The 22,991-nt window shown below is 69.9% G+C and carries 25 protein-coding genes; 12 read left to right on the top strand and 13 right to left on the bottom strand.

All coding sequences use genetic code 11. From position 1 onward, the window contains the following. Positions 1 to 395 precede the first annotated feature (395 nt). Together MJ785_RS10665 and MJ785_RS10660 are read right to left on the bottom strand one after the other, a co-directional pair. Positions 396 to 590, bottom strand: a complete 195-nt coding sequence (locus MJ785_RS10665) for a hypothetical protein (RefSeq protein ID WP_239310244.1) — start codon at positions 588 to 590, stop codon at positions 396 to 398. A gap of 211 nt (positions 591 to 801) precedes the next feature. Next, complete coding sequence (locus MJ785_RS10660) at positions 802 to 2,379, bottom strand: ATP-binding protein (protein ID WP_239310243.1); 1,578 nt, start codon at positions 2,377 to 2,379, stop codon at positions 802 to 804. Between the two features lie 425 nt (positions 2,380 to 2,804). Between MJ785_RS10660 and MJ785_RS10655 the strand changes: the two genes are divergently transcribed. Further along, a complete protein-coding gene (locus MJ785_RS10655; protein ID WP_239380634.1) occupies positions 2,805 to 3,395 on the top strand; it encodes a hypothetical protein in 591 nt (196 codons plus the stop codon). Between the two features lie 78 nt (positions 3,396 to 3,473). On the opposite strand, the gene MJ785_RS10650 is transcribed toward MJ785_RS10655, so the two are convergent. Continuing rightward, positions 3,474 to 5,099 (bottom strand): glycosyltransferase 87 family protein, encoded by a 1,626-nt coding sequence (locus MJ785_RS10650; RefSeq protein ID WP_239380632.1) that lies wholly within the window; start codon positions 5,097 to 5,099, stop codon positions 3,474 to 3,476. 112 nt (positions 5,100 to 5,211) lie between these two features. On the opposite strand from MJ785_RS10650, the gene MJ785_RS10645 reads away from it, so the two are divergent. Beyond that, positions 5,212 to 6,423: a molybdopterin-dependent oxidoreductase gene (locus MJ785_RS10645; protein ID WP_239310254.1), complete on the top strand. Its 1,212-nt coding sequence runs from the start codon at positions 5,212 to 5,214 to the stop codon at positions 6,421 to 6,423. Beyond that, entirely contained in the window at positions 6,420 to 6,950 is a 531-nt protein-coding gene (locus tag MJ785_RS10640; protein ID WP_239310240.1) for a hypothetical protein, read from the top strand. Before MJ785_RS10645 ends, MJ785_RS10640 begins: the two co-directional genes overlap by 4 nt. A gap of 102 nt (positions 6,951 to 7,052) precedes the next feature. Here the strand turns inward: MJ785_RS10640 and MJ785_RS10635 are convergent, their stop codons facing one another. From MJ785_RS10635 to MJ785_RS10625, 3 genes are read right to left on the bottom strand one after another with little or no spacing between them, the layout of a single operon-like run. Next, positions 7,053 to 7,727, bottom strand: coding sequence for a class I SAM-dependent methyltransferase (locus MJ785_RS10635; RefSeq protein ID WP_239344939.1), 675 nt, complete (start codon positions 7,725 to 7,727; stop codon positions 7,053 to 7,055). Next, on the bottom strand, positions 7,724 to 8,365 hold the full coding sequence (locus tag MJ785_RS10630) for a DUF2064 domain-containing protein (RefSeq protein ID WP_239310253.1): 642 nt from the start codon (positions 8,363 to 8,365) through the stop codon (positions 7,724 to 7,726). The genes MJ785_RS10635 and MJ785_RS10630 overlap by 4 nt, the downstream gene beginning before the upstream one ends. Before the next feature lie 11 nt (positions 8,366 to 8,376). Next, a complete protein-coding gene (locus MJ785_RS10625) occupies positions 8,377 to 9,057 on the bottom strand; it encodes a glycosyltransferase family 2 protein (protein WP_239344941.1) in 681 nt (226 codons plus the stop codon). A gap of 144 nt (positions 9,058 to 9,201) precedes the next feature. Between MJ785_RS10625 and MJ785_RS10620 the strand changes: the two genes are divergently transcribed. The 3 genes from MJ785_RS10620 to MJ785_RS10610 all read left to right on the top strand — a co-directional run bounded on the left by MJ785_RS10620 (position 9,202) and on the right by MJ785_RS10610 (position 12,189). Then, positions 9,202 to 9,912, top strand: coding sequence for a response regulator transcription factor (locus MJ785_RS10620; protein WP_239310237.1), 711 nt, complete (start codon positions 9,202 to 9,204; stop codon positions 9,910 to 9,912). Further along, complete coding sequence (locus MJ785_RS10615) at positions 9,909 to 11,048, top strand: sensor histidine kinase KdpD (protein WP_239380630.1); 1,140 nt, start codon at positions 9,909 to 9,911, stop codon at positions 11,046 to 11,048. Before MJ785_RS10620 ends, MJ785_RS10615 begins: the two co-directional genes overlap by 4 nt. 97 nt (positions 11,049 to 11,145) lie before the next feature. After that, positions 11,146 to 12,189: an NAD-dependent epimerase/dehydratase family protein gene (locus MJ785_RS10610; RefSeq protein WP_239380628.1), complete on the top strand. Its 1,044-nt coding sequence runs from the start codon at positions 11,146 to 11,148 to the stop codon at positions 12,187 to 12,189. Positions 12,190 to 12,208: 19 nt separating this feature from the next. Here MJ785_RS10610 and MJ785_RS10605 read toward each other — a convergent pair whose 3' ends face one another. The 3 genes from MJ785_RS10605 to MJ785_RS10595 all read right to left on the bottom strand — a co-directional run bounded on the left by MJ785_RS10605 (position 12,209) and on the right by MJ785_RS10595 (position 14,630). Beyond that, on the bottom strand, positions 12,209 to 13,249 hold the full coding sequence (locus MJ785_RS10605) for a beta-propeller fold lactonase family protein (protein ID WP_239380626.1): 1,041 nt from the start codon (positions 13,247 to 13,249) through the stop codon (positions 12,209 to 12,211). Positions 13,250 to 13,515: 266 nt separating this feature from the next. Next, the gene (locus MJ785_RS10600; protein ID WP_239380624.1) at positions 13,516 to 14,298 is read right to left on the bottom strand and encodes an enoyl-CoA hydratase/isomerase family protein; all 783 of its coding nucleotides are present in this window, start codon (positions 14,296 to 14,298) and stop codon (positions 13,516 to 13,518) included. Continuing rightward, complete coding sequence (locus tag MJ785_RS10595; protein ID WP_239310233.1) at positions 14,295 to 14,630, bottom strand: acyl-CoA dehydrogenase family protein; 336 nt, start codon at positions 14,628 to 14,630, stop codon at positions 14,295 to 14,297. Before MJ785_RS10595 ends, MJ785_RS10600 begins: the two co-directional genes overlap by 4 nt. 59 nt (positions 14,631 to 14,689) lie before the next feature. On the opposite strand from MJ785_RS10595, the gene MJ785_RS10590 reads away from it, so the two are divergent. Together MJ785_RS10590 and MJ785_RS10585 are read left to right on the top strand one after the other, a co-directional pair. Beyond that, the gene (locus MJ785_RS10590; RefSeq protein WP_370652917.1) at positions 14,690 to 15,586 is read left to right on the top strand and encodes a type II toxin-antitoxin system prevent-host-death family antitoxin; all 897 of its coding nucleotides are present in this window, start codon (positions 14,690 to 14,692) and stop codon (positions 15,584 to 15,586) included. Beyond that, positions 15,583 to 15,858 (top strand): type II toxin-antitoxin system RelE/ParE family toxin, encoded by a 276-nt coding sequence (locus tag MJ785_RS10585; protein WP_239380617.1) that lies wholly within the window; start codon positions 15,583 to 15,585, stop codon positions 15,856 to 15,858. The genes MJ785_RS10590 and MJ785_RS10585 overlap by 4 nt, the downstream gene beginning before the upstream one ends. A gap of 63 nt (positions 15,859 to 15,921) precedes the next feature. Here the strand turns inward: MJ785_RS10585 and MJ785_RS10580 are convergent, their stop codons facing one another. Both MJ785_RS10580 and MJ785_RS10575 read right to left on the bottom strand, forming a co-directional pair. Continuing rightward, on the bottom strand, positions 15,922 to 16,440 hold the full coding sequence (locus MJ785_RS10580; RefSeq protein WP_239310229.1) for a hypothetical protein: 519 nt from the start codon (positions 16,438 to 16,440) through the stop codon (positions 15,922 to 15,924). A gap of 70 nt (positions 16,441 to 16,510) precedes the next feature. Beyond that, on the bottom strand, positions 16,511 to 17,326 hold the full coding sequence (locus tag MJ785_RS10575; RefSeq protein ID WP_239344951.1) for a class I SAM-dependent methyltransferase: 816 nt from the start codon (positions 17,324 to 17,326) through the stop codon (positions 16,511 to 16,513). 410 nt (positions 17,327 to 17,736) lie between these two features. Here MJ785_RS10575 and MJ785_RS10570 point away from each other — a divergent pair, with 410 nt between their 5' ends. Both MJ785_RS10570 and MJ785_RS10565 read left to right on the top strand, forming a co-directional pair. Then, positions 17,737 to 18,558 carry an alpha/beta fold hydrolase gene (locus tag MJ785_RS10570; RefSeq protein ID WP_239311352.1) on the top strand — a complete coding sequence of 274 codons (822 nt, stop codon included), beginning with the start codon at positions 17,737 to 17,739 and terminating at the stop codon, positions 18,556 to 18,558. A gap of 278 nt (positions 18,559 to 18,836) precedes the next feature. After that, positions 18,837 to 19,070 (top strand): hypothetical protein, encoded by a 234-nt coding sequence (locus tag MJ785_RS10565; protein WP_239380616.1) that lies wholly within the window; start codon positions 18,837 to 18,839, stop codon positions 19,068 to 19,070. A gap of 205 nt (positions 19,071 to 19,275) precedes the next feature. Here MJ785_RS10565 and MJ785_RS10560 read toward each other — a convergent pair whose 3' ends face one another. After that, a complete protein-coding gene (locus MJ785_RS10560; RefSeq protein WP_239380615.1) occupies positions 19,276 to 19,587 on the bottom strand; it encodes a hypothetical protein in 312 nt (103 codons plus the stop codon). Positions 19,588 to 19,632: 45 nt separating this feature from the next. Further along, the gene (locus MJ785_RS10555) at positions 19,633 to 20,373 is read right to left on the bottom strand and encodes a hypothetical protein (RefSeq protein WP_239380614.1); all 741 of its coding nucleotides are present in this window, start codon (positions 20,371 to 20,373) and stop codon (positions 19,633 to 19,635) included. A 581-nt stretch (positions 20,374 to 20,954) separates the two neighbouring features. Here MJ785_RS10555 and MJ785_RS10550 point away from each other — a divergent pair. Together MJ785_RS10550 and MJ785_RS22240 are read left to right on the top strand one after the other, a co-directional pair. Then, positions 20,955 to 21,947 carry a tyrosine-type recombinase/integrase gene (locus MJ785_RS10550; protein ID WP_239311349.1) on the top strand — a complete coding sequence of 331 codons (993 nt, stop codon included), beginning with the start codon at positions 20,955 to 20,957 and terminating at the stop codon, positions 21,945 to 21,947. 147 nt (positions 21,948 to 22,094) lie between these two features. Then, complete coding sequence (locus MJ785_RS22240; protein WP_370651652.1) at positions 22,095 to 22,985, top strand: NlpC/P60 family protein; 891 nt, start codon at positions 22,095 to 22,097, stop codon at positions 22,983 to 22,985. Positions 22,986 to 22,991 lie beyond the last annotated feature (6 nt).

Raw genomic sequence — 22,991 nt, 5'->3', positions numbered from 1 at the left:
GGGCCGGTCCCGGAGGTACTCAGCATGGACGACTGTGCGCTGCGGCGAGGCCGCCGGTACGCAACCCTGCTGATCGACGCCGTTAGCCACCGGCGCGTCGATGGGCTGCCCGACCGCCAGGCCGCCACCGTGGCGGCCTGGCGGTCGGGCAGCCCGGGGTTCGGGTGGTCGTGCCGCGACGGATCGACGTCCTACGCTGGGTATGACAGCACTGCTCGAGTGCGCCCGCCGTCTGGGCTGGTCGCGCGGCACCGTCACGCGCTATGCCCGGGCGCAGAGCCGGCCGAGGCCCTGCGGCGTCCCGCCACACGCTGGTCGACCCCTAACGCGACCATCTGCGCCGCCGAGCCCGCCGTGGCGGTCACCCGCCTGCTGGCCGAGATCCGCGAGCAGGGCTATCCGGGTAGTGCCACCCTGCTCGTGCGCTCCCTCAGCCAGAGACGCGCCGACCCCGCACGCCGGCTGTCCCCGCGTCGACTGGCCAGCTGGCTGGCGAGCAGGCCGCCGACCTGCTGCGGCACCTCGGGTGACCTGGTCGCGAGCTGCCCGCAGATGACCGTCCTGGCCGCCCGGGTACGCGCGTTCGCCATCCTGCTCACCGAGCGCCGCGGCGAGGACCTCGACATGTGGATGAAGAATGTACCGGGTGACGACCTGCCCGCCCTGCATACCTTCGTCGCCGGACTGGCCCTGCCCTCCAGCAACGGCCCCATGGAAGGCATCAACACCACGACGAAACTGATCAAACGTCAGATGTACGGCCGCGCTGGTTTCTCCCTGCTCCGGCAGCCGTGCGTGTTGTCAGCCGGTGAGGAGGGTGATGGTGCGGCCGGTAGGGCTGGTAGTGGTGGTAAGGGCGGTGCGTTTGTCGATGTCAGGGGCGTCGGGGCGCTGGTCAAAGATGAGCAGGGTGCCGCTGCCCAGGCCGAGGCGGTCGAGATAGCGGTCGAGTTGTTTCAGGCCCTGGTTGAGCGGGTTGGGCCTGCCCTCGCGCCAGACCTTGAGTTCGGCGGCCTCGCGCTGCACGTGGCGGGTGCCGTCGGGGGTGGTGTGGGGCCAGCGGATGTTCAGGTCGATACGGCCGGAGCCGACGGCGTATTCACGTTCCACGTAGCCGCCACCGTTCACGACGCGCTGCAGGTAGCCCATGAAGATCAGCTGTGGGGATGCTTCGTCGTAGTAGCCGCGGCGGGTGAGGAACTCGCCGTGTTCGATCCACCAGTCGACGAACTCGGTGAGCATCTTCGGGAGGTCGAAGGTGCCGTCCGGGCGGACGAAGGATCGCGGATCGGCGGTGACACTTTCCTGGATCCGGCTGGCCAGGACTCGGACGATCACCTCGCGGTAGATCGGGTTCGCGATGCGGACTGGCGCGTTCGGCGCGATGAGGCCGAGGTCCCGGACGTAGCTGACGTCGTCGTCATAGGGCTCCAGATCGAGGATGTCGCCCGCCAGCAGCGGGCCGAGGACCTTCTGGACGCGCGGCTCGGTGAGTTTGGCCGCGAGCGAGTCCAGGTGGGTCGCCCGGGCAAGGATGAGCCGTTCCTTGGCCGTCTCCAGGTGCTCGACCGTGATCGGCTGTGTCACGGGAACGGCGAGTTTTTCGATGACCTCGCGGGCGAGGGCGTTGACGAGCCATGGCTGGCCAGCGGTCAGCTCGTAGGCGTGGCCGACGGCTCCGGGGGCGAAAAACTGGCCGGTGTCGGCGGTGTGCTGGCTGTACAGCTCGGCGGCCTCGACCGGAGTGAAGTCGCCGAGCCGCAGCGACTCCAGCTTGATGGTGAACGGGCTGGACGTTCCCAGCCGGGACGGGTCGCCCCCGGCGGCGGTCTTGTAGTCGCGGACGTCGCGTAGGCCGCAGAGCGCAACCGACCACGGGAACGGTGCGGGGCGGCTGTTGTAGCCGTCACGGAGCTGGCTCAGGACGCTGAGGAGTGACTGGCCGCGCAGCGCGTCGATCTCGTCGAAGAACAGCACCAGCGGCCGAGGGCACGCGTGCGCCCACGCGCGCAGCGCGTCGACGATCAGTGTGCCGTCCGGCACCGCCGGCCAGGGTGGTGGATGCAACGGGGCCGGCAGCGAGTCCTGCGCGCCTGCCCGGATCCGGCTGAGGATGGTGCGGGACGCGGAGCCGTAGTCATCGTCGGCTGCCCGGGCCGCCTCGCAGGAGAAGTGCAGCGCGGCGTAGCGGCCCTGGGTGGTCAGCTCACGCGCGAGCGCGCGTAGTGCCGTCGTCTTGCCCGTCTGGCGCGGCGCGTGCACGACGAAGTAAGCTTTCAGATCGACTAGGCCGGGTGCCTCCGGCAGCCGGGACAGCGCTGGGATCATGTAATGTTCGGCGGGCAGGCACGGGCCGGCCGTGTTGAACCGACGCACCATCGGCTCTCCCTCTTCGTAGCGTGTCTGGTCGCTGCCTGCTCCGCGTACCACCCTATGCGTGATCGATAACCAGTCGGACCCGGCCTGGGCGAGTTCAAACGGTCGTAGCGACACTCCGATAGGATGATCGCTCCCGACGTGGTTTTCGCCGTTCTGCTGGCATCTCTCCCTCAAGGCCCTCAGCGGCACGTGACCGAGCGGGCTCGGGTACCGCTCGCATAACCCGATCAGCGCGCGACGGCGCACCCGTACCACCGCCGCACACCATGACCGGATACCGGGCGGGAATTGATCGACAACCTGACCGGCGACCCGGAGCCGGGCACCCGGGAGGCGCCCCGCTTGAGAATCGGATTCCACCGGACGCATGCGGTCCCCGGCCGAAATACGTTCACCGCGTGTCCCTGACCGCGCCCCGAATACCTGTGATCGTCGGCGCCGCGGACCTCCGCGGCGACGGTAGCGAGCCCTGCGAGCTCATCGCGCAGGCTGCCCACAATGCCGTCCCCGCCGCACTGTTGAGCGCGCTGGACGCGATCCTCAAGGAACGCCCCCTCACGATCACGGGCGGCCTGGAATCCTTCGGCGGACCGGCGAACGACTACTCCCTGCACGCGATCGTCGCCGCGCATCGCCTGTGCGGCCGGACGCTGGTCTACGCCAACGGCGAGTACCTCACCAAACACCATGCGATGGTCATCGCACCGACGAGGCCGCCACGGCCCTGGGCTGAGCCGGCACACGTCCCGTCGGCGACCGCGCCGGTCCCCGGGTACGCCTCCGCCGTCACCGGCCGCGGGCGGATCGAGACCTTCACCGTCGAGCACGACCGGGCCGGCACGCCCGCCCGCGGCTGGATCATCGGCCGTGACGACGGCGCGCGACGGTTCGCATCCGTCGTCACCGACCCGCAGAGCCTGCACGCACTGGCCGACCCGGACCGCCAGCCCATCGGGCAGATGTGCGACGTGACAGGCGCCGATGGGCTCAACACCAGCACGGTCCCCACGACGTAGGAGTCCAGATGACGATCGACCACGATGCCTGCTGGATCGGCGCCGACGGCCCGAGCTCTGGAACGCCTCGTTCACCGCCTACCTCACCTGGGACAGCGTCACCTCCGTCACCGACGCCGTCGAATTCTTCCGCCGGGGCCGCCGGCATGCTCCCGGGTGACGCGATCGCGTTCTTCCCCGTCGCCGGAGGACGGCCGCGGTGACCACGACGAGCCCGGCGACGGCGTAGGAGGACACCTGTAGCGTCCGGGCGTCGCCCGGTGGACCGGTGAAAAGGGAGACGTACACGGGGTGAACGGCGGCGGCGACGGCCAGCCATTCCAGCCGTCCCGCGACCACGGCGAGGGTGGCCAGCAGGATGCCGTACCAGGGCTGAACGGGGGTGGCGACCAGGAAAGCCGCCCCGACAAGCCACAACCCCGCCCGTTCCACGGGGATCCGGCGCGGATCGGAGCGCAGCACCACCACGGCGACCACGGCCAGCAGCGACACCGCAACGGCTTTGGCCGTGGCACCGTGAATGCCGAACATCGACAGGAGCAGGAACCGACCCCCCTGGGCATATCCCTCGACCTTCAGGTACTGCGGCAGGAAACCGAGGGCTCCAGTTCCGACGGCGAGGACGTGAGGCAGGTAGGAGAGTCCCATGACCGTGACGGCGGTGCCGACCAGAGTGATCGGGCGGCGCCGGGCGGCCGCCGGGAGGAGCAGCGCCGGGTACAGCTTGACCGCCACCGCCGCGCCGAGCAGCGCTCCGGCGAGCGACGCACGGCGGCGGGTGGGTTCCGTGGCCACACCGGATTCTCCGGCCGTGCCTGTTCGTCCGGCCGCGGCGGATCCGGCGTGCCGCCGCGATCTGAGAGCCGCGATGCCGCTGAGCGCGAGCAGCGCGGCCAGGACGTCGACGTGCGCGTCGGAGCCGGTTTCGAGCCCGGCGAGCGGCGAGAGCGCGTAGAAAGCGGCGTAGCGGGGGTCCCGGCCCTGCGCCGCCAGCACCCTCATCATCAGAACGACCAGCCCGAGCGACGCGAGGGACGCGTAGAGCTGCATCCGGTGTTCGCGCGGCGGGCCGGGCAGGACATGCACGGCGGTGAAGTACGCCTGCGCCACCGGTGGGTAGATGGTGTGCGCGTCGGGGTAGTTCAGCCGGATACAGTGCGGGCCCCGGTGGATGGCGGCGCACCCGGCCGGGTCCGGGAACAACCAGTCGTCGCGCAGGTGGGCGAGTTCGGGGGCGAGAGGACCGTAGCGGTAGGGATCGATGCCGGCGGCCTGCACGCGGCCGTCCCAGATATAGCGGTAGAGGTCGTCGGACAGCTGGGGGCCGTGGGTGAGCGCCACAGCGTGGATCGCGACGGTGCCGGCGAGCAGCAGGCCGACGGCGAGCCGGCGGGGAGCGGCCCGGATCAGCCACGCCGCGCCGGCTGTCCCGGTCACCCACCAGAGCATGGTCAGGTAGAGCACGGTCATCCGGCCGGGCAGGTAGCCGGGTTGGAGCAGGATCGCCGCCTGCGTGGCGAGGACGCCGCTCAGCCCGACGACCGCTGCGACCAGGGCCCACCGGCCGCCATCCCCGGGCGTCGGGAGACTCCGCCCGTCACGCCGACGACGTCGGGCGATGGCCGCCACGGCCCGCGCACGGCGGATCCCGTACGCATGGACGGTCCCGGCGAGCGGTTCGGCGACAGGGACGGGGGCGGGCATGGGCCGAGCCTGACAGACATGCCGGCCGGCCCCGGCGTACCGCGGTGGAGCTTCTCCGTTCCGTAAGGCTTCACCAGCGGCGGAGGCGGTGACGGCGACCTACCGTGCGTACATGCGACCGTTCATCCGGCTGTTCACCGGACGGCTTCGGGAAGCGCCGACGGTCCTGCGCCGCGGGCCGTTGCGCACGGACGCGTTTTCCAGTCGCCTGCACGACCCTCGGGTGGCCTCGTTGCTGGGGATGTGGCTCGGGGTCGCTTTCGGGGTGTGTTTCCTGACCGGCCTGGTGTCACACGCCATGCAGCATCCGCCGTCGTGGCTGGTCTGGCCGTCCCGCCCGGTGTCGCTGTATCGGTTGACGCAGGGCCTGCACGTGACGACCGGGCTGGCATGCGTCCCGCTGCTGCTGGCGAAACTGTGGACGGTGTACCCGCGGCTGTGGGAGTGGCCGCCGGTCCGTTCGGTCGCGCATGCACTGGAGCGGCTCTCGATCGTGCCGCTGGTCGCCGGGGCCGTGTTCCAGTTGGCCACCGGAATCGCGAACATCGCGCAGTGGTACCGGTTCCGGTTCTTCTTCACGGTGACCCACTACTGGGTCGCCTGGATCACAATCGGCGCGCTGGGGGTGCACATCGCCGCGAAACTCGCGGTCGTGCGGGCGAACGTCGGCCGCCGCAGAGGCGAACGGTCGCGGCTGACCGACCGGGTGAGCGCTCCCGAACAGCCGGGCGGCGGCCTGTCCCGCCGTGGCCTTGCCGTCGCCGTCGCCAGCGCCGCCGGGGTGATCGTGACGACAACCGCCGGCCAGTGGGTGCCTGGCCTGTCCGGGCTCGACCTGCTCGCGCCGCGCCGGCCAGACATCGGCCCGCAGCGGCTGCCGGTCAACAGAACCGCGGCCGCCGCCCGGGTGACCGCGGTCGCCCGGGATCCGGGCTACCGGTTGGAGGTGGTCGGCCCGCGCCCGTTCGCCCTCACCCTCGCCGGGCTGCGGGGGTTCCCCCAGCACACGTCGAGACTGCCGATCACCTGTGTGGAGGGCTGGGCCGCGGACGCCACCTGGCACGGCCTACGGCTGCGGGACCTGCTGGACGCCGCCGGCATCCCCGCGGAGGCGACGGTGCGTGTGGAGTCCCTGGAAGCCGGTGGCGCCTACCGGACCAGCGAGGTGAACCCGGCGCACGCCCGGGACCCGCTGACCCTGCTGGCCACCGGCCTGAACGGGGCCGACCTGGACATCGACCACGGATACCCGGCCCGGCTCATCGCACCGAACCGGCCAGGCGTGCTGCAGACCAAATGGGTACACCGGGTGGTGATGCTGTGAACGGGCAGGCACAGGCTGATCAGGCTGACCGGCGGGATCACAATGGCCGCCACCGCGCCGTCCGCGCGGTGACCACGGCCGTCCTGCGCGGCGGTCCGGCCGCGGCCGGTCTGGCCGCGATCGGCTACGGCGTCCACGGGCTGGTCGGGATGCGGTCGGCTACGAACCCGCCGAACGCGGCGCAGTGGCTGGTCGGCGGGATCCTGGTCCACGACCTGCTGGTCGTCCCGGTGACGATGGCGGTGGGTCTCGTGCTCACCCGGCTGGTCCCGGCGCCCTTCCGGGCGGTGCTGCAGGGTGCGTTGCTGATCAGCGGTGCGGTCGCACTGGCGTCGTTGCCACTGTGGCGTGGCTACGGCGGCCCGGCGGACAACCCGTCGGTGAACCCGCTGCCGTACGGACGGAACCTCGCGATCGTCCTCGGCCTGGTGTGGGCCTGCGCCACAGCTGTCATCGCGGTCCGCGCGGTCCGCGTCCGGCGGGCGCGGCGCAGTCACGTAAGCGCATCCGGTCCACCGGCCGGATGACAACGTCCATCAGCTCCGACTGCGACCCGCGCTTCGCCCCTCGCCTCGACCCGCGGTCAGCTCGCCGGGCAGGCGCGGTACGCAGTGGTTCTACAGACAGGTTCACCGACATCTGCCCAGGGCAGCGAAGTGCCGCCCCGGGTCGTACCACATTTCCGTAACGTGCAGGCCGGCGGTCGCGGCGAGGCCGGCGATCCCCTCGGTACCCACCAGCGACCAGGGAAACGACCTCGACATCCGCCCGTCCGGCCCTTCCAGGCGGATCAGCGAGGGGCCGGTGGGCGTCCCGGGCGGCCCGAGCTCGATGAGCACCCGGCCGGCCGGGGCGAGCAGCCCTGCGACGCGGGCCAGCAGCCGGACCGGGTCGCCGCCGATCCCGATGTTGCCATCGGCGAGGAGCAGCGCGGACCACCGTCTCTCACCGGGTACCCTGCCGAAGACGTCGCGGCATAGCGCCGCCGCACCGGCACGACGGGCGAGGCGCACCGCGAACGGGGCCACATCGATGCCAAGCACGGGAACCCCGCGGGTGGTGAGCGCCACGGTGAGCCGACCAGGGCCGCAACCGACGTCGAGGGTCGGCCCGTCGCAACGGCGAAGCAGGGACGCGTCGCCCGGAATGAGCCCACCACGCCACTGGTCCACCGGAACCGGTTCACGACGTCCGTCCGGATGGCGTACCCACAGCGGTCCGTCGACGGACCGCAGCGCCGCCTCGTAGACGGCCGTGGGGCACCAGCGGTGGATGGCTGCCGTCGTCGACCGACCGCCGGTCACCGGACCGCCGTCGGACTACTCCGGGGTGTCACGGTCTGCCGTACCACTGCGGCGAACCGTCCGTCCGGTGCGAGCCGTGCGACCGCTTGGGCGTCGGCCGCGGTGTCGACGTCCCGCAGCACCGGCAGGGTGGCGACCCGAAGGCCGGCCCGGGACAGGCGGGCACGCTGCCGTGCACCGGTGTCCGGGCGTGACGTCGGGATGCCACGCAGCAACGTGCCGTCGGGACGTCGTAGGCCGAGCGCCCACCAGCCGCCGTCGGCGGCGGGGCCGAACACCGCGTCGGCGTGGCGCAGCGCGTGGCACGCGTCGGCCAGCAGGGCCGGTGTCACCTGCGGGGTGTCCATCCCGATCAGCAGTGTCGGGCCTGCGCTGTCGTCGAAGGCCGCCGCGAGCCGGGCGTCGAACGGTCCGGACACCTGCGGCACCACCGCGATCGATGTCCGCAGCCACGGGCCGACGGTGCCCTCGAGGACGAGGACGGGCCGCAGCCAGCCGAAGCCGGGACTGCGGCTCAGCGCGCCGACCGCGGCCAGCGTGTCCGCGATCGCGGCCTCGGCCACGGCCGCCGCCTGTGCCGGGCGCAACGGTGGCGTCAGCCGGGTCTTGACCCGACCGGGCACGGGCTCCTTCGCCACCACGAGCAGTCTCACCGCAGGCTCGCGAGCAGTGCGGACATGTCGCGTACGGCGCGGACGGTGCCGAGCGGCGAACCGGTGACCTTGGATCTGCCGATCCGGGGGTGGTAGTCGACATCGGTCTCGATGATCCGCCAGTCGGCCTGTGCGGCCCGGAGCAGGAGCTCCAGCGGGTAGCCGAACCGGCGGTCGGCGATGGGCAGGCGGAGCAGATCAGCGCGGCGGGCGGCCCGCATCGGACCCAGGTCACGGACCGGGACGCCGCGTCGGCGCAGCCGCCCGGCGACGACCGCATTGCCGAGGCGGGCATGTGGCGGCCACGCCCGCACCGAGGTGGGACGCCGCCGGCCGAGTACCAGTTCGGCCCGCCCGGCCAGCAGTTCGGTAACGAGGCGGGGCAGGTGCGCCGGGTCGAGCGAGGCGTCGGCGTCACATACGCAGACCACCTCGGCGTCCGCGGCCCGCAGCCCGGCGTGCACCGCCGCGCCGTAGCCCCGTTCCGGCACCACGACGACGACCGCACCGTGGTCCCGCGCGATCCGGGGTGATCCGTCGTGGGAGCCGTTGTCCGCGACGATCGCCCGGTATCCGGGTGGCATCCGCTCCAGGACCCAGGGCAGCGCGCGGGCCTCATCCAGGCAGGGCAGGACCACGTCCACCGAGGCCCCACCACTGTCACATTGCGTAAGCATGATCGGGACTGTAATCGGGCGGGGATGTGATCGACCCTTACGGAACGAGGAAGAGCGCGGCGGTTCGACGCCGGAAGATTACGGAACGGGGAAATCCGTCGCCCGGGCGGGTCCGGTTGGCTGGCCGGCTCTTATCGTTACCGGATGGCCCGTGTTCTCGTGGTCGACGACGACGCCACCGTGGCGGAGGTCGTCGACCGGTATCTGCGTAACGCCGGTTTCGACGTCGACCGCGCCGCGGACGGGCCCGCGGCGTTGCGGGTGGCCGGGACCGCCATCCCGGACCTTGTCGTGCTCGACCTCATGCTTCCCGGCCTCGACGGCATCGAGGTCTGTCGCCAGCTGCGGGAAAGTCGACCGGTTCCAGTGATCATGCTGACGGCGCTGGGTGAGGAGGCGGACCGTATCGCCGGCCTCGAATGCGGCGCCGACGACTATGTCACCAAGCCGTTCTCGCCGCGCGAGCTGACGCTGCGGGTGCAGTCCGTGCTGCGGCGGGCAAACGAACTGTCGCCACCGGAGTCCGGCATGCTGCGCGCCGGCACCCTCGTCGTGGACGCGGCCGCCCGCACCGCCACCCGGTACGGGGTGATCCTCGGCCTCACGGTGCGTGAGTTCGATCTGCTGGTGTTCCTGCTGCGCCATCCCGGCCGTGCCTTCACCCGCGTCGAGCTGATGGAACAGGTGTGGGGGTGGAGTTACGGGGACCCCTCGACCGTCACCGTCCACATCCGCCGGCTGCGGGAGAAGATCGAGGATAATCCGACCGCCCCCCGGATGCTCGTCACCGTGTGGGGCGTCGGCTACCGCTACGATCCGACGCCACCGGTGCCGGCGGACGAGACGCCGTCATGAGCGCCGAACTGCAGGTCGCCGGGATCGCGCTCGCCTGCTCGGCTGCGGCTGCGTTGACGGGGGTGCCACTGCTGCGCCTGTTACGGGGACGGCCGCTGTGGGCCACGACGGCGGCGCTGTCGGTCGTACCGGTGGTCGCGGTGGCGGTGGGCGTTGCCGGCACCGCACGGGCCATGTTCCTGTCCGACCACGATCTGCAGGTCGTGCTGATCGTGGTCGCGGTCTCGGCAGTGGTCGCCACCGCCGCTGCGGTATGGCTGGGGCGGCCGGTTGTCGCCGCCACCGGAACACTCACCCGGGCAGCCGCCACCCTCGGTGAGCTGGAATATCATGATGCGGGCCGGGTTCCGACGGCCGAGCTCGCCGCATTGGCCCGCACCCTGGACGCCACGCATGTGCGCCTCGTGGCGGCGCGGGACCGCGAGCGCGCGTTGGAAGCCAGTCGGCGTGAGCTGGTGGCCTGGATCAGCCATGACCTGCGTACCCCGCTGGCGGGAATCCGGGCGACGGCGGAGGCCCTGCAGGACGGCCTTGTGACGGACGCCGAGACGACGGCCCGTTACCACCGGCTGATGCTCGCCGACGCCGAGCGGCTGACCGGCATGGTCGATGACCTGTTCGAACTGGCCCGGCTGCAGGCCGGCGCGTTTCAGTTGACGCTGGAGAAGGTGTGTCTCGCCGACGTCGTGTCGGATGCGATCGCCGCCACCGACCCGATGGCACGCGCCAGAGGGGTGACCGTCACCGGCAGCGCCGACCACGCCGTATACGTCGACGCCGACGTGACCGAGGTGGGGCGGATGCTCACCAACCTCCTCGTCAACGCCATCCGGCACACCCCCGACGACGGGACGGTGGAGGTCACCGCCGGAGCGGACGCCGACCGGGCGGTACTCGCGGTCGCCGACCGGTGCGGCGGGATCCCCGCCGCCGACCTGCCCCGCCTGTTCGACTTCGGCTTCCGTGGGGAGACCGCGCGTACCCCCGGCGGTGGCGACCACCCCCACCAGCCTCGGGTACGGTCCGGCATCGGGCTGGCGATCGTCCGGGGCATTGTCGAAGCCCACGGCGGCGACGTCACCGTCCACAACCGCCAGGGCGGCTGCAGCTTCGTCGTCGCGCTTCCCGCCGCCTGAACAGGTTCCCTGAGCAGGCCTGGATAGTCCTTGTGTCCGGAAGCTGTTCCTCGGCTCGTAAGATCCGGGCTGCTCCGGAGCGGTTAACGTCACGGACATGCGAGTCCTGGTCACCGGCGGCGCCGGCTTCATCGGTTCCCACATAGTCGACGCGCTGGTCGGAGCGGGTGACGAGGTCACGGTGCTGGACGCCGTGCTGCCCGCGGTGCATCGCACGAAACCCGAGGTGAACGACGGTGCCGAGCTGATCGTCGCGGACGTGACCGACCCGGTCCGGGTCGAGGCGGCGCTCGACGGGGTGGACGCGGTGTGCCACCAGGCGGCCATGGTCGGCCTGGGGGTCAACCTCGACGACCTGCCCGCCTACGCCACCAACAATGACCTCGGTACCGCGGTACTGCTGTCCGCCATGGCCCGCCGGGGGGTGCGGCGTCTGGTGCTGGCCAGCTCGATGGTGGTCTACGGGGAGGGCGGCTACCGCTGCCCGGCCGACGGGCTGGTGCGCCCCGGCCCACGGCGGCCGGCCGATCTCGACGCCGGCCGGTTCGAAGCACCGTGCCCGTGCTGCGGCAACCCGCTTCAGCCGACGCCCGTCACCGAGGACGCCCCCCTGAACCCCAGGAACGTCTACGCGGCCACAAAGGTCGCCCAGGAGCATCTCGCCGCCGTGTGGGCAATCACGACCGGCGGCAGCGTCCTGGCGCTGCGCTACCACAACGTCTACGGCCCGCGGATGCCCCGCGACACCCCGTACGCCGGCGTCGCCTCGATCTTCCGCAGCGCACTGGAGCGGGGGGAGGCACCACGGGTCTTCGAGGACGGCGGCCAGCTCCGCGACTTCGTCCACGTCCACGACGTCGCCCGGGCCAATCTGCAGGCGCTGCGGCACACGGCCCCACCCGGCCGGCTCCTCCCGCTCAACATCGGCTCCGGCGATCCGCACACCGTCGGCGACATGGCGCACGCGCTGGCCCAGGCCTTCGGCGGACCCGTGCCCGTCATCACCAGCGCCTATCGGGCCGGTGACGTCCGGCACATCGCCGCCTCGTCCGCCCGCGCCGGCAATATCCTCGGATACCGACCGCAGATCGCCTTCAGCGACGGGATGGCCGGGTTCGCGCGTGACCCGCTGCGCGGATGAACCGGACCGGTCCCGGCGGTCAGCTCACGGCCAGGCCGGCAACGGTCTGCGGAACACCCTCGAAGGCGCCGACCGGGGTGAGCCGGCCGTCGGACTCCACCGTCCAGCCGAGGACCCGCTGGCCATCGGTGTCGATCGCATACAGATAGTGGCCGTCCGGGGTGATGGCCTCGTCGCGGATGCCCTTCTCCCCCCTTCCGGTCGAGCCCGCTACCGGGTCGAGCAGCACGAGGCTTCCGTCCTCCTCGACCCGGTAGCTCGAGACCGTGCCATCGCCGAAGTTCGTCACGTAGGCGAAGCGGCCGTCCCTGGTCACGGCGGCCCAGCAGACCTCACTGCGGGTGTCGCCGACCGAACCGCTCACCGGGGCGAGCCGGCCCGCACCCGCCACGGTGTATGAGGAAGCCGCCGCGGCACCGGTCTCGCCGCCGAACGCCTCGGTCACGATCATCGAGCCCTGCGGGGTGAAATCAAAGCCGTAGGGGGTCCGCCCGGCGGCCGGGATCGTCATCGGGCCTTCGGCGTAGCCACGATCACCGATCGCGAAGGCGCTGATGCTGTTCGTCCCACGCTCGGTGACCACGAGCGTCCGGCCGTCCGGGCTGAAGGACGCCTGGGCCGGATCCGCGTTGCCGGCGCTCAGCGGCCTCGTCGAATCCTCAAGCGGGGTCAGCCTCCCGTCCCGGATGCGGAAACCACTGATGTTCGGCGTGCCGTTGTTGAGTACGTAGACGAGATCGCCGTTCACCGCGACGCTCGTCGGCCTGGCACCACCGGAGGGGACACGATCGGCGAGCCGTGGCCCGTCCTCCTCCACCGAGAACAGGGACAGCTCGTCGCTGCCGGCATTCGTGACCAGGAGCCACCGGCCGTCGTCGCTGAGAATGACGGAACTCTGTGATGGCAGGTGCGGGGTGCCGCTTCCCCGGCCCCCGGTCCCGAAACGTCCCAGCGGAGCGAGCCTGCCGTCCGCGGAACGCCTAAAGGCAACAACCTCGTTCCTGGCAGCATCGTTGGTCTGGGCATACACGGCGGCGCCCTTCACCCTCTGACCGTTCATACGTTCAGTCATCGCTCTCCCTCGGCTTTTCGGTGTCGAATTCCGCTTCCGCCGAGCCCACACCTACCCGCGCCCGGTGAGACGACAAACCCGCAGACCGGCACGTCCCCGGGAGGAGCGGGAGGGCCGGACCACGAAAAGCGATGTCACTGGACCGGCCCGTGGGAAGCCCCGGGGCGGTCGCGCCGTCGGATCGGGCCGCTGCGGCCCACAGCGCGGCGGCGAGCGACATCGAAGCGGAGAATCATCTGGTGGCAGAGGGTGCATCAGCGTCCGGTGAACTCGGGCCTGCGGCGCTGGCCGAAGGCGGCGATGCCCTCCTTGAAGTCGCTGCTGCGTACCGTGAGCTCGACGGCCACCAGCTCGGACTCGAGGGCCGCGGCAAGGTCGGTGGACAGGCCGCGGCGCAGCAGTCCCTTGGTGGCTGACAGGGCGAGCGTCGGCCCCGCCGCCAGGTCGGCCGCGATCAGGGCCGCCTGCGCCGCGAGATTGGCATCGGCGACCACCTCGTCGACAACACCCAGCTCGTGGCCGCGCCGCGCGTCCAGGGGCTTGCCCCGCAGGAGCACCTGCGTGGCCGGGCCGATCCCCACCCGCCGGGTCAGCAGCCAGGTGCCGCCGCTGTCCACGGCGAAGCCGAGCCCGGCGAACGGCTCCACGAACGAGGCGCCCTCCCCGGCTACGATCACGTCGGCGGTGAGTGCCAGGTGAGCGCCCAGGCCCATCGCCCGACCCTGCACGGCGACGACGAGGGGCAGCGGGCAGTCCCACAACGTCTGGATCATGCGGTTCGCGCCGGCACGGACCGCCCGGATCAGTCCACCGGTACCGGGTGCATTCACCGAGACGATGTCCGCGCCCGCGCTGAAGTGCGGCCCGACCGATCGGATGAGGATCGCCCGGGTGGCTCCGCCGTCGACCGCGTCGGTGACGGCGGCGGTGATCCGACGCATGTCGACGGCGCGCAGCGCGTTGCGGGCCGTCGCCCGGTCCAGGACGATCCTGAGCAGGCCGCCGTCGGTGCTGACAACAACCCCGTCGGTGCTCATGCCGCCGGCTCCCGCGGGAGGCCAAGCACCTGTTCGGCGATGGTGTTGCGCTGGATCTCCGCGGTCCCCGCCCCGATCGTGCTGGCACGGGTGGCGAGCAGGCCCGCCGACCACCGCCCACCCTCGACCGGATGGGCCCGGCCCGGCGCGAGCACCGCAGCCCGTCCGGTGATCTCGACCGCGAGAGCGTGCAGCCGCTGCTCGAACTCCGTGAAGACGAGGCGTCCCAACGACGCCGCCGGACCGGGCTCACGTCCCCGCAGGAGCTCGCCGAGGACCCGCAGCCCACCGAGACGCACGACCTGCAGGTCGGTCTCCGCGTACGAGGTCAACTACCGCAGCGTCGCCGGCGTCCCGCCGTCCCTACCGCTTCCCGCGGAGCAGCCTCGCGCTGCGCGACTTCGCGCCCACGCCCACGCCCGGCGAGCACACCGCGACGGTCAGGGCCGCCCGCACCCCGCGAGAGCCGGCCACCGGGACCGAACCGGCGGCGCTCCCCTTTGCGGACCTGCGGGTCTGCGACCTCACCGCGTTCTGGGCAGGACCCATCGTCGGCTACGTGCTCGCCCTGCTCGGCGCCGACGTCATCAAGGTCGAGTCCGTGTCCCGGCCGGACGGCATGAGGATGCGCGGCGCCCGGCCGTTCCGCGAGGACCTCTGGTGGGAGACGGGCCCGAGCTACCACGGCGGCAACGCGGGCAAGCGGGGCACCACCCTCGACCTGGGCAGCAAGGAGGGCAGGGAGCTGCTCCTCGAGCTCGTCTCCCGCTCGGACATCCTCGTGGAGAACTTCACGCCCCGCGTCATGGCCTCGTGGGGACTGACCTACGACGTCCTGAGGGCCGCGCGGCCCGGCCTCATCTACGCGCGGCTGCCGGCGTTCGGTTCCGACGGCCCGTGGTGGGACCGATGCCTGCCTGGTAGCGATCCGAGGCTTGCCGGTAGGTCCGCCCGGCCAGCGGTGACCCCGCCGGAACGGCCAGTCTTGGCTATAGTTGTGGCTATGTCGATCGTTGAGCAGATGCCGCTGGCGGATGTGAAAAACCGCCTTTCGGAGGTTGTGGACAGCGTCGAACGAGAGCACGGCCGCGTCGTGATCACACGGCACGGCAGACCAGCGGCGATCGTCATCAGTGTCGACGACCTGGAGTCGCTCGAGGAGACCCTTGCCGTCATGGGCAGCACTCAGCTCATGGCCGACGTCCGGGAGGCGCTCGACGACCTCGACGAGGCGGGGGCGACCGTCCTGACCAAGGACGAAGCGCTGCGTCTCGCCACCGGCCGGTGACCGACGCCTACGAGATCGCCTTCACCGCGCCCGCTCGACGCGCCCTTCACCGACTGCCCGAGAAGGTCGCCACCGCCGTCGTCGAGTTCCTTTACGGATCTCTCGCGGCCAACCCCCACCGCGTCGGCAAGCCACTCCAGCTCCAACTCGCCGGACTCCACAGCGCGCGACGAGGCGACTACCGCGTCATTTACCGCGTTGACACCGACAACCACCGGGTCGACGTCGTCGCGATCGAGCACCGCGCAGACGTCTACCGACCCCGCGGGTAGAAGCGGGTAGAAGCAGTCGAGCGTTGCGGACCCGCAGATCGGCCAGCAGACGCTTGGCCTCGATCATGCCGTTCCCCCCTCGGCAAGCCGGGACTCATGCCTGGCAATCCACTCCTCGGACAGCGCCAGCCACTGGTTCCCGAACGGGGGTACCGGGGCGCCGCCGTCGAGCAGGGGTTGCTTCTCCGCATCGGCCCAGGGTACGAGCACCCACACCGTGCGCACCGCCGTGCCGGCGGTAGCCGTCCGGACCGATTCGCGCAGTTCGTCGAACAGGGTCAGCGAACCGTCGTACCGGGCGAGCATACCGGCGTTCACCAGCAGCACGGCCGGTCCCGCAGCTTCGACCGAGGCCCGCACCGCGGTCATGCCGGCCTGCGCGACCTTCGACAGACTGGCCCATTCACGCGACGTCCGCTCGGCCGCGTCCGCCTCCAGCACCAGCGCCCACGCCACCCGGTGACGCTCGCAGAAGTCGCGCATCCCCGCCAGCAGGGCACTTTCCGCGTCGAGCACGGTGACCTCCTGGGCGGCCAGGCACCGTTCGACGCGGGCGAGCCGGCGCGGCGGCACCGACAGCACGAGCCATCCGCCGTCCGCCAGCGACCGCTAGGGTGCGACCGCGACCCGCGCATCGACGGTCGTGTACGCGTCAGCGGCGCGGTTCGCGGGCGACGATCACTGCCATCGACGGTGCCCACCAGTAGTGACAGTCCGGTGGCGGCCGCAGGCCGTCGACGATCCGCACCGAGAAGGACCGGAAGTGTTCCAGCAATGCCCGCTGATGACGCCGGGACATCGAATCGATCTCATTGGAGTAGTAGGTGAACGCACCGCCATCCCTCAGGTGCGCGGCGGCGTGCGGGAAAAAATGCTCGGCGAATGTCGCGTCGCGCATGACGTACTCGTCGAACTCGCCTTCGTCCAACGGGTAGGTGTCGAACAGGATCCCGTCGAACCGGCCGAGGGCCGGCAGCACGTCCTGCCACTTGCCATGGACCAGTTCCGCACCGGGCCGCCCCTGCGCGCCTACCCACTCGGCCCCACGACGGGCGACCTCCGGGTTCGCCTCGATGATCGTGTGGTGGGCGGGTCCGATCTCCTGCACGAAACCGGCGGAGATCGCAAGCCCGAAGCCGACCTCCAGGACCGAGCCGCCAGGCGTTGTCACGGCCTGGGCCAGCGCCTGCATGAGCGGCCGCTCCCAGGACTGCATCACCTGCTGGCCTGAAACAATCAACTCGCTGTCGGTTACCGCCGTCCCGGCGGCGTCGATCGATTCGTCGATCTTCGGCCTGGGTGCGCCCGTCACCATGGTCGCCGCGACGCCGTCCAGGACGGCGACATCCTGAACGAACTCGTCCAGCGCCCGGTTGAGAAGGAATTCCCTGGGTTCGGCGGCGAGCGGGGTCAGCAGGTCGTCCAGAATGGTTAACGTGACGCCGAATTTTTCCGTCCGCCGGTGCACGCACCCTCCCGATGGTCCTTCGTCAGATTATCGGACATGTCGCGTCTCGCACAGTTCCGCCGCACGTGCGATCGGTCTATACGATCTCATTTTCCGCGTTCGTGGCGCACGTAAACGACACGATCAGGTTCGGTCAGAACTGGGCGGACGTGGTGGCCGGTGACCGCGGCGGGCGGAGCTCCTCAAACATGCGCCGGCCGTGGCTGGTGGCCCGCTCGTTGGCGGGCCACCCCATGGGACAATGGGTCAGGGCGGTAACACGTCGGCGAACCGGGGGAGCCAGCGGCCGGTTGGATCGTTCGGGTTGAGGGGCGTCGCCTCGGGTATGCCGGATCGGTGATCTCCTGATCGCGTCACGTGCCCACACGGGGTAACTGTGGCAACGATCTCACCGGGAAGGAAAGCCAACAATGCCCACCATCTCGACCACGGACGGCACGCAGATCTTTTACAAGGACTGGGGCGTTGGTCGGCCAGTCGTGTTCAGTCACGGCTGGCCGCTGACCGCGGACGCCTGGGACAACCAACTGGAACTCGTGGCCTCCCACGGCTACCGGGCCATCGCGCATGACCGCCGAGGCCACGGGCGTTCAGGTCAGACCTGGGACGGCAACGACCTGAACACGTACGCCGACGATCTTGCCGAGTTGATGGACGCTCTCGACCTGAGGCAGGTGACGCTGGTCGGTCATTCTACCGGGGGCGGAGAAGTCACCCGCTATATGGGCCGCCATGGCACATCGCGAGTCGCGACCGCCGTGCTGCGTGGGGCGATACCTCCGCTGATGCTCAAAACGGCCGCCAATCCCGACGGGACACCGATCGACGCCTTCGACGCCATGCGGGTGAACCTGCGCGCTGACCGGTCACAGTTCTACCGAGATCTGAGCGTCCCCTTCTACGGCGTCAACCGGGATGGCGCGGACGTCTCCCAGGGGATCCGCGACGCATTCTGGCTCATGAGCATGACTGTGGGACTGAAGCCCGCGTATGACTGTATCAAGGCATTCTCAGAAACGGACCTCACCGAAGACCTCCAGAAGATCGACGTCCCGGTTCTGATTTCGCACGGTGACGACGATCAGATCGTTCCGATTCAGGCCGCGGCGCTGAAATCAGCACCGCTGGTGAAAGACGCGACGTTGAAGGTCGTACCCGGCGCGCCCCACGGGCTGGTCGGCCGTTTCGAGCAGGATTTCAACGACGACCTGCTCTCCTTCCTCAAGAGCTGAAACGACGGCGTTGCGGACGTGCGGCCGATGGGCTCTGTCCAGCGCAGGGGCCGGCCTGGATCTTCTGGAGGCCTCGGCGCTGTGCCGCACGGCGTCGTCACTGGTGTGCACCGCCGCGCGTTGCGCGTGGATATGGGCGATGTCCGACGGACGGTATATCCATCATTGGGATATTCGTCATATGTGTTGCTGGTCGGGCAGGTGGTGACGGGGCCGGCGGCGGCTGGGAGGCCGTACTCGACAACCGGCATCCCAGCCGTCACCGTGACATCGTGGCCATGTTCCGGGGTGACCGACGCGGCCGGGGCGCGGGGCGGTCCGGTAAACGGGCCGGCGCCGATTTCCGCCCACCGCACGACGCGGTCGCCCAGGGCATGCTGACCTGTGAGGACTGCGGTGGCGCTGGTTATCAGACCAGGCCCATTCTCGAATCGGACGAGGAATCCAGCTTCGACGGCCAGGAGGACAAACCGTGCCGTCGCTGCGGAGGAACCGGCAAGGTGCGGACATGACGGCTGCCGCGGCGGCACGTCCGCCTGAGCCCGAGCCGGACCCGGGAGCCATCCTGCTGCGGCTGCGTTGCCCCGAGCACCGTCGTAACCGGCGTGGCGGCAAGGGCGGATGGCGGCAGGGCACAGCGCTGTACTGCGAGAAGTGCCGCACTCTCTGGGCTGCGGGTCATGGGCCTGATATCGATCGGCGGGAGCCTCCAGGGGATCATGGGCCGGCCGAGCCGTGGGACGCCAGCCCCCCGATCTGACCGATGGCCCCGGTGGGCCACCGGTGATCAATGGTTCTTGCGCCAGGGGGGCTTCGGTACTGTCGAGGGCTGTCGAGGGTGAGCTGGCACCCGGTGAGGGCCGCGTTATCCCGGACCAGGACCGAGTGGACCGCGGCACGTCCTGCCCATTCCAGCGCCATGGCTGACGCGTGTCGCGCCCCGAGAGCGTCGGCAGCGATCTGGTAGCTGGCCCATTCCTCGGCGTCGGCGCGCAGTTCCTCATCAATACGGGACTGCTGGACCAGCATCCGTGCATAGACACCCCGCGGCGGGAACGGCTCGGCCGTCGGTGACTACCAACGCCAATAGGCAGGGATTTCCGGCTCCTCATAATCGGAGGACTGATCCGCAACCGTCACGTGATAGTTGACGGATATCTGGAAGTTGACAGGCGGAGTGGCCTCGGGAATGGAGATTGTCCCAGTGAAGTTGATCTCATGCTGGCCTGGCGGCAATGGCCGCAGCAACACCCAGACACCGTCGGAGACTGACCGTCCTTTTCCGCCGTCAGGGTAAATGGGGTTGTCCGGCACGAAGCAGATCCGGAAAAACGGAGACTGGAACCGGAACCGGCTGCCGGCGGGCCCGAGGTCGATCGGGGTTCCGTCAACGCTTGCGTGCAGGGCTGTCGCGTGGTTGATGTAGTTCGCCGCGCAGGCGCGCAACTCCGCCTCAGTCGTGCCGTTTTTCTCCACGCTGGAGCATTCGGCGGTGATGACTGGAAACAGGATTGCCTTGCCTGCGGGCACAGTGCAGCTCGGGCTGCTGGTCCCAGGGGTGCCGGCGAGAAACCACACCGGTCCGCTCTGGTTGACGGCGCAGTTCTCCCCTGTTGGATCGTTGAGGGGGCTGTCGGGATCCGGGGCACTGACCGCCCACTGCCACCAGGCTGCCGACCACTGTCCGTACGTTTTGCCGGCATATCTCTGGTGAGGCTGCACGACGCTGAATGTGCTGCTGGCCGACGCCGGCGTTGCGATCAGGCCGGTGACAGCGCCAGCCGCAATTACGGCAAGCGCGAGACGGCGCATCATTTCTGGATACCTCTTTCGGCAGGTGGTCCAGATTCCTGGAAAAACGGACCGGTGACAATGAGACGGGGGGAGGCTAGCACGGCGGGAACATCAGCACGGCAATCCGTTCCGTGGCCGCCGGCCGGCCGTTCGTCGCGGATGCTGTGGATGCCGTGGAGCGGTCCACCGAAAAACAACCGAAAAACAGATGTCGGTTCGGAAAAGCCACCATTCAGCCCGGCGACATATTCATGATTCGGGATGTTCGCACCGAACCCGCATGAGTGGACACACACGCTGGCCGTCGCAGGCATACGGGCGTCAGCCCGCTGGTGGCCTCGCCGCGGCACGCCCCCGCGGCGAGAGGCCGCGCTGAGCATGGCGAGCCGACCCATGCTGTCCACCTCGTCGCTGGAAGGCGCAGCCGAAGGTTCAGCCGGCGTCCAGCATCGCCCTGCACCATATCGTTTAACGTTTCGTTTTGAAACGTTGTTTAGTTGTGTATCGATACGATAATCTGATACGAAACAGTTCTCGTTCTGACGCCCGATAAGCTTTACTTCTCGGGCGTCAGCCGGGCGCCGAAAGGGTGGGTTACGAACATGAGCGAAGGCGGCTCAGAAGTTGCTGTCCGTAGATTCGATAGCGACGATGCGCTCTCGCCGGACCTGGTCGAGCGGGTGGCCGACTATGCCCGGGCCGCACGGGCCCCCTCGACCTGGCGCGCCTACGAGACCGACCTTCGCCACTTCGGTGCGTGGTGTGCCGACCAGTCGCCGCAGCTGGCGGTGCTGCCCGCGTCCCCGGAAACCGTGGCCGGTTATCTGGCGGCGCTCGCCGACGCCGGATACAGGCCGACCACCATCCGCCGGCGGCTAGCCGCGATCTCCGTGGCACACCAGCTGGGCCGCCACCCCAATCCGGCGTCATCCCCTGAGGCGGCGACCGTCTGGGACGGCATCCGCCGCACCCACGGCGCCGCGCCGAACCGCAAGAACGCGTTGGAGACCCGCCTGCTCACCCAGGTGCTCGCCGAGCTGGACGACTCCCGGCTCGCCGACATCCGCGACCGGGCGCTGCTACTCGTCGGCTTCGCCGGCTGCCTACGCCGCAGCGAGCTCGTCGCGCTCGACCTGGCCGACATCGCCGAGACGCCGGACGGCGTGATCCTCACCATCCGCAGATCCAAGACCGACCAGGACGCAAGCGGCGCGCTGGTCGGCCTGACCTTCGGTTCCTACCGGCCGACCTGCCCGGTCCGGTCGTGGATCGCCTGGCGGGAGACTGCCGGCATTACGCACGGGCCGGCGTTCCGCGCGATCAACCGGCACGGCGGGGTGAGCAGCGGACGGCTCTACCCGGGATCGGTCGCCCGCATCGTCCAACGGCGGGTCTCATCGGCGGGTCTGTCCCCCACCGACTTCGCCGGCCACTCCCTACGCTCCGGGTTCGCCACGGCCGCCGCCCGCGCCGGCGTGCCCGACCGGGCGATCATGCGGCAAGGACGGTGGCGTTCGTCCACATCACTGGACAGCTACGTGCGGGCGGGCCGTTTGTTCGACCGGGACAACCCCTCCGGCCGGGTCGGCCTGTAGCGGCCGGCCGGCGCTGCCACGCCTGTTGCCCGCTGCCTGTTGATCGGACGGCAAGCCAACGCTGTTACTCTTGGTAACTAGTATCGCTGAAAGTTCTTCGGTCGTCTCTTAGCGTGAGGGTGCTCACTATCACCGTGAGTAACGGGGATGACCGCCGAGGCCCGTCCGCATCCCCGTGTCCGCGAGACGCACGCGGACGGGGCCCGGGCTCGCTGCCCGGACGGCGGCGGAGGGGCGATGGTAATGTCCATCTCAAGCCGTGCAGTCTCACCAACGGTAACTGCGTTCTCCTGTGCTGTTGCCGTCGCGGTGGCGCTTGCGCCTCGTCCGGCCACCGCAAGTGAGCACGCTCCACGCAATGGGTATACGGAAAATGCCGTACCTTCTTCCACGGACGCGGTCTGGTACACATCGTCCTCCTCAGCGTCCAGCACCGTGCAGCTCGCGGCGCTGGAGTATCCCGGTCGGCTGCTGGGCCGAGGGAGCCGGGGAGAGCCAGTCGCGGAGGTCCAGCGCCGGTTGGGGATCACGGCCGACCAGGATTTTGGCCCAGCGACGGAGAGCGCCGTCCGGAGTTTCCAGGCTGGCGCGGGCTTGGTGGCTGATGGAATTGTCGGGCCATTGACGTGGAGTGCGCTTTTCGGGACGACGACAGCGCAGCCGCCGGACTCGACCGCAGGGTCGAACTCGCTCGGCGCGGCGGCAGTCGCGGTCGCCCAGCAGCAGATCGGTAAGCCCTATCGCTATGGTGGCGCCGGACCGAATGACTTCGACTGCTCAGGTCTCATCCAGTATGTCTACGCGCAGGTGGGCGTCTCAGTACCCCGTACAACCTACGAGCAGTTCGACGCGCTACACCCAGTCAGCCGGGCCGATGTTCGCCTAGGTGATGTGATCTTCTTTTTGGATGATCAAGGGCGAGCGTACCACAACGGCCTGTACGCCGGCGGCGGGCAGATGATTGTTTCTCGGCGCCCGGGTACATATGTACAATATCAACTTATCTGGACCGACAACTACCGCATCGGGCGTGTGTAAGAGCGC

Origin of the sequence: Protofrankia sp. CiT1, assembly GCF_917627335.1 — a bacterium.
Lineage (GTDB): Bacteria > Actinomycetota > Actinomycetes > Frankiales > Frankiaceae > Protofrankia.
Note: the sequence above shows the minus strand (reverse complement) of the source record. Positions and strands in the feature narration are given on the sequence as shown.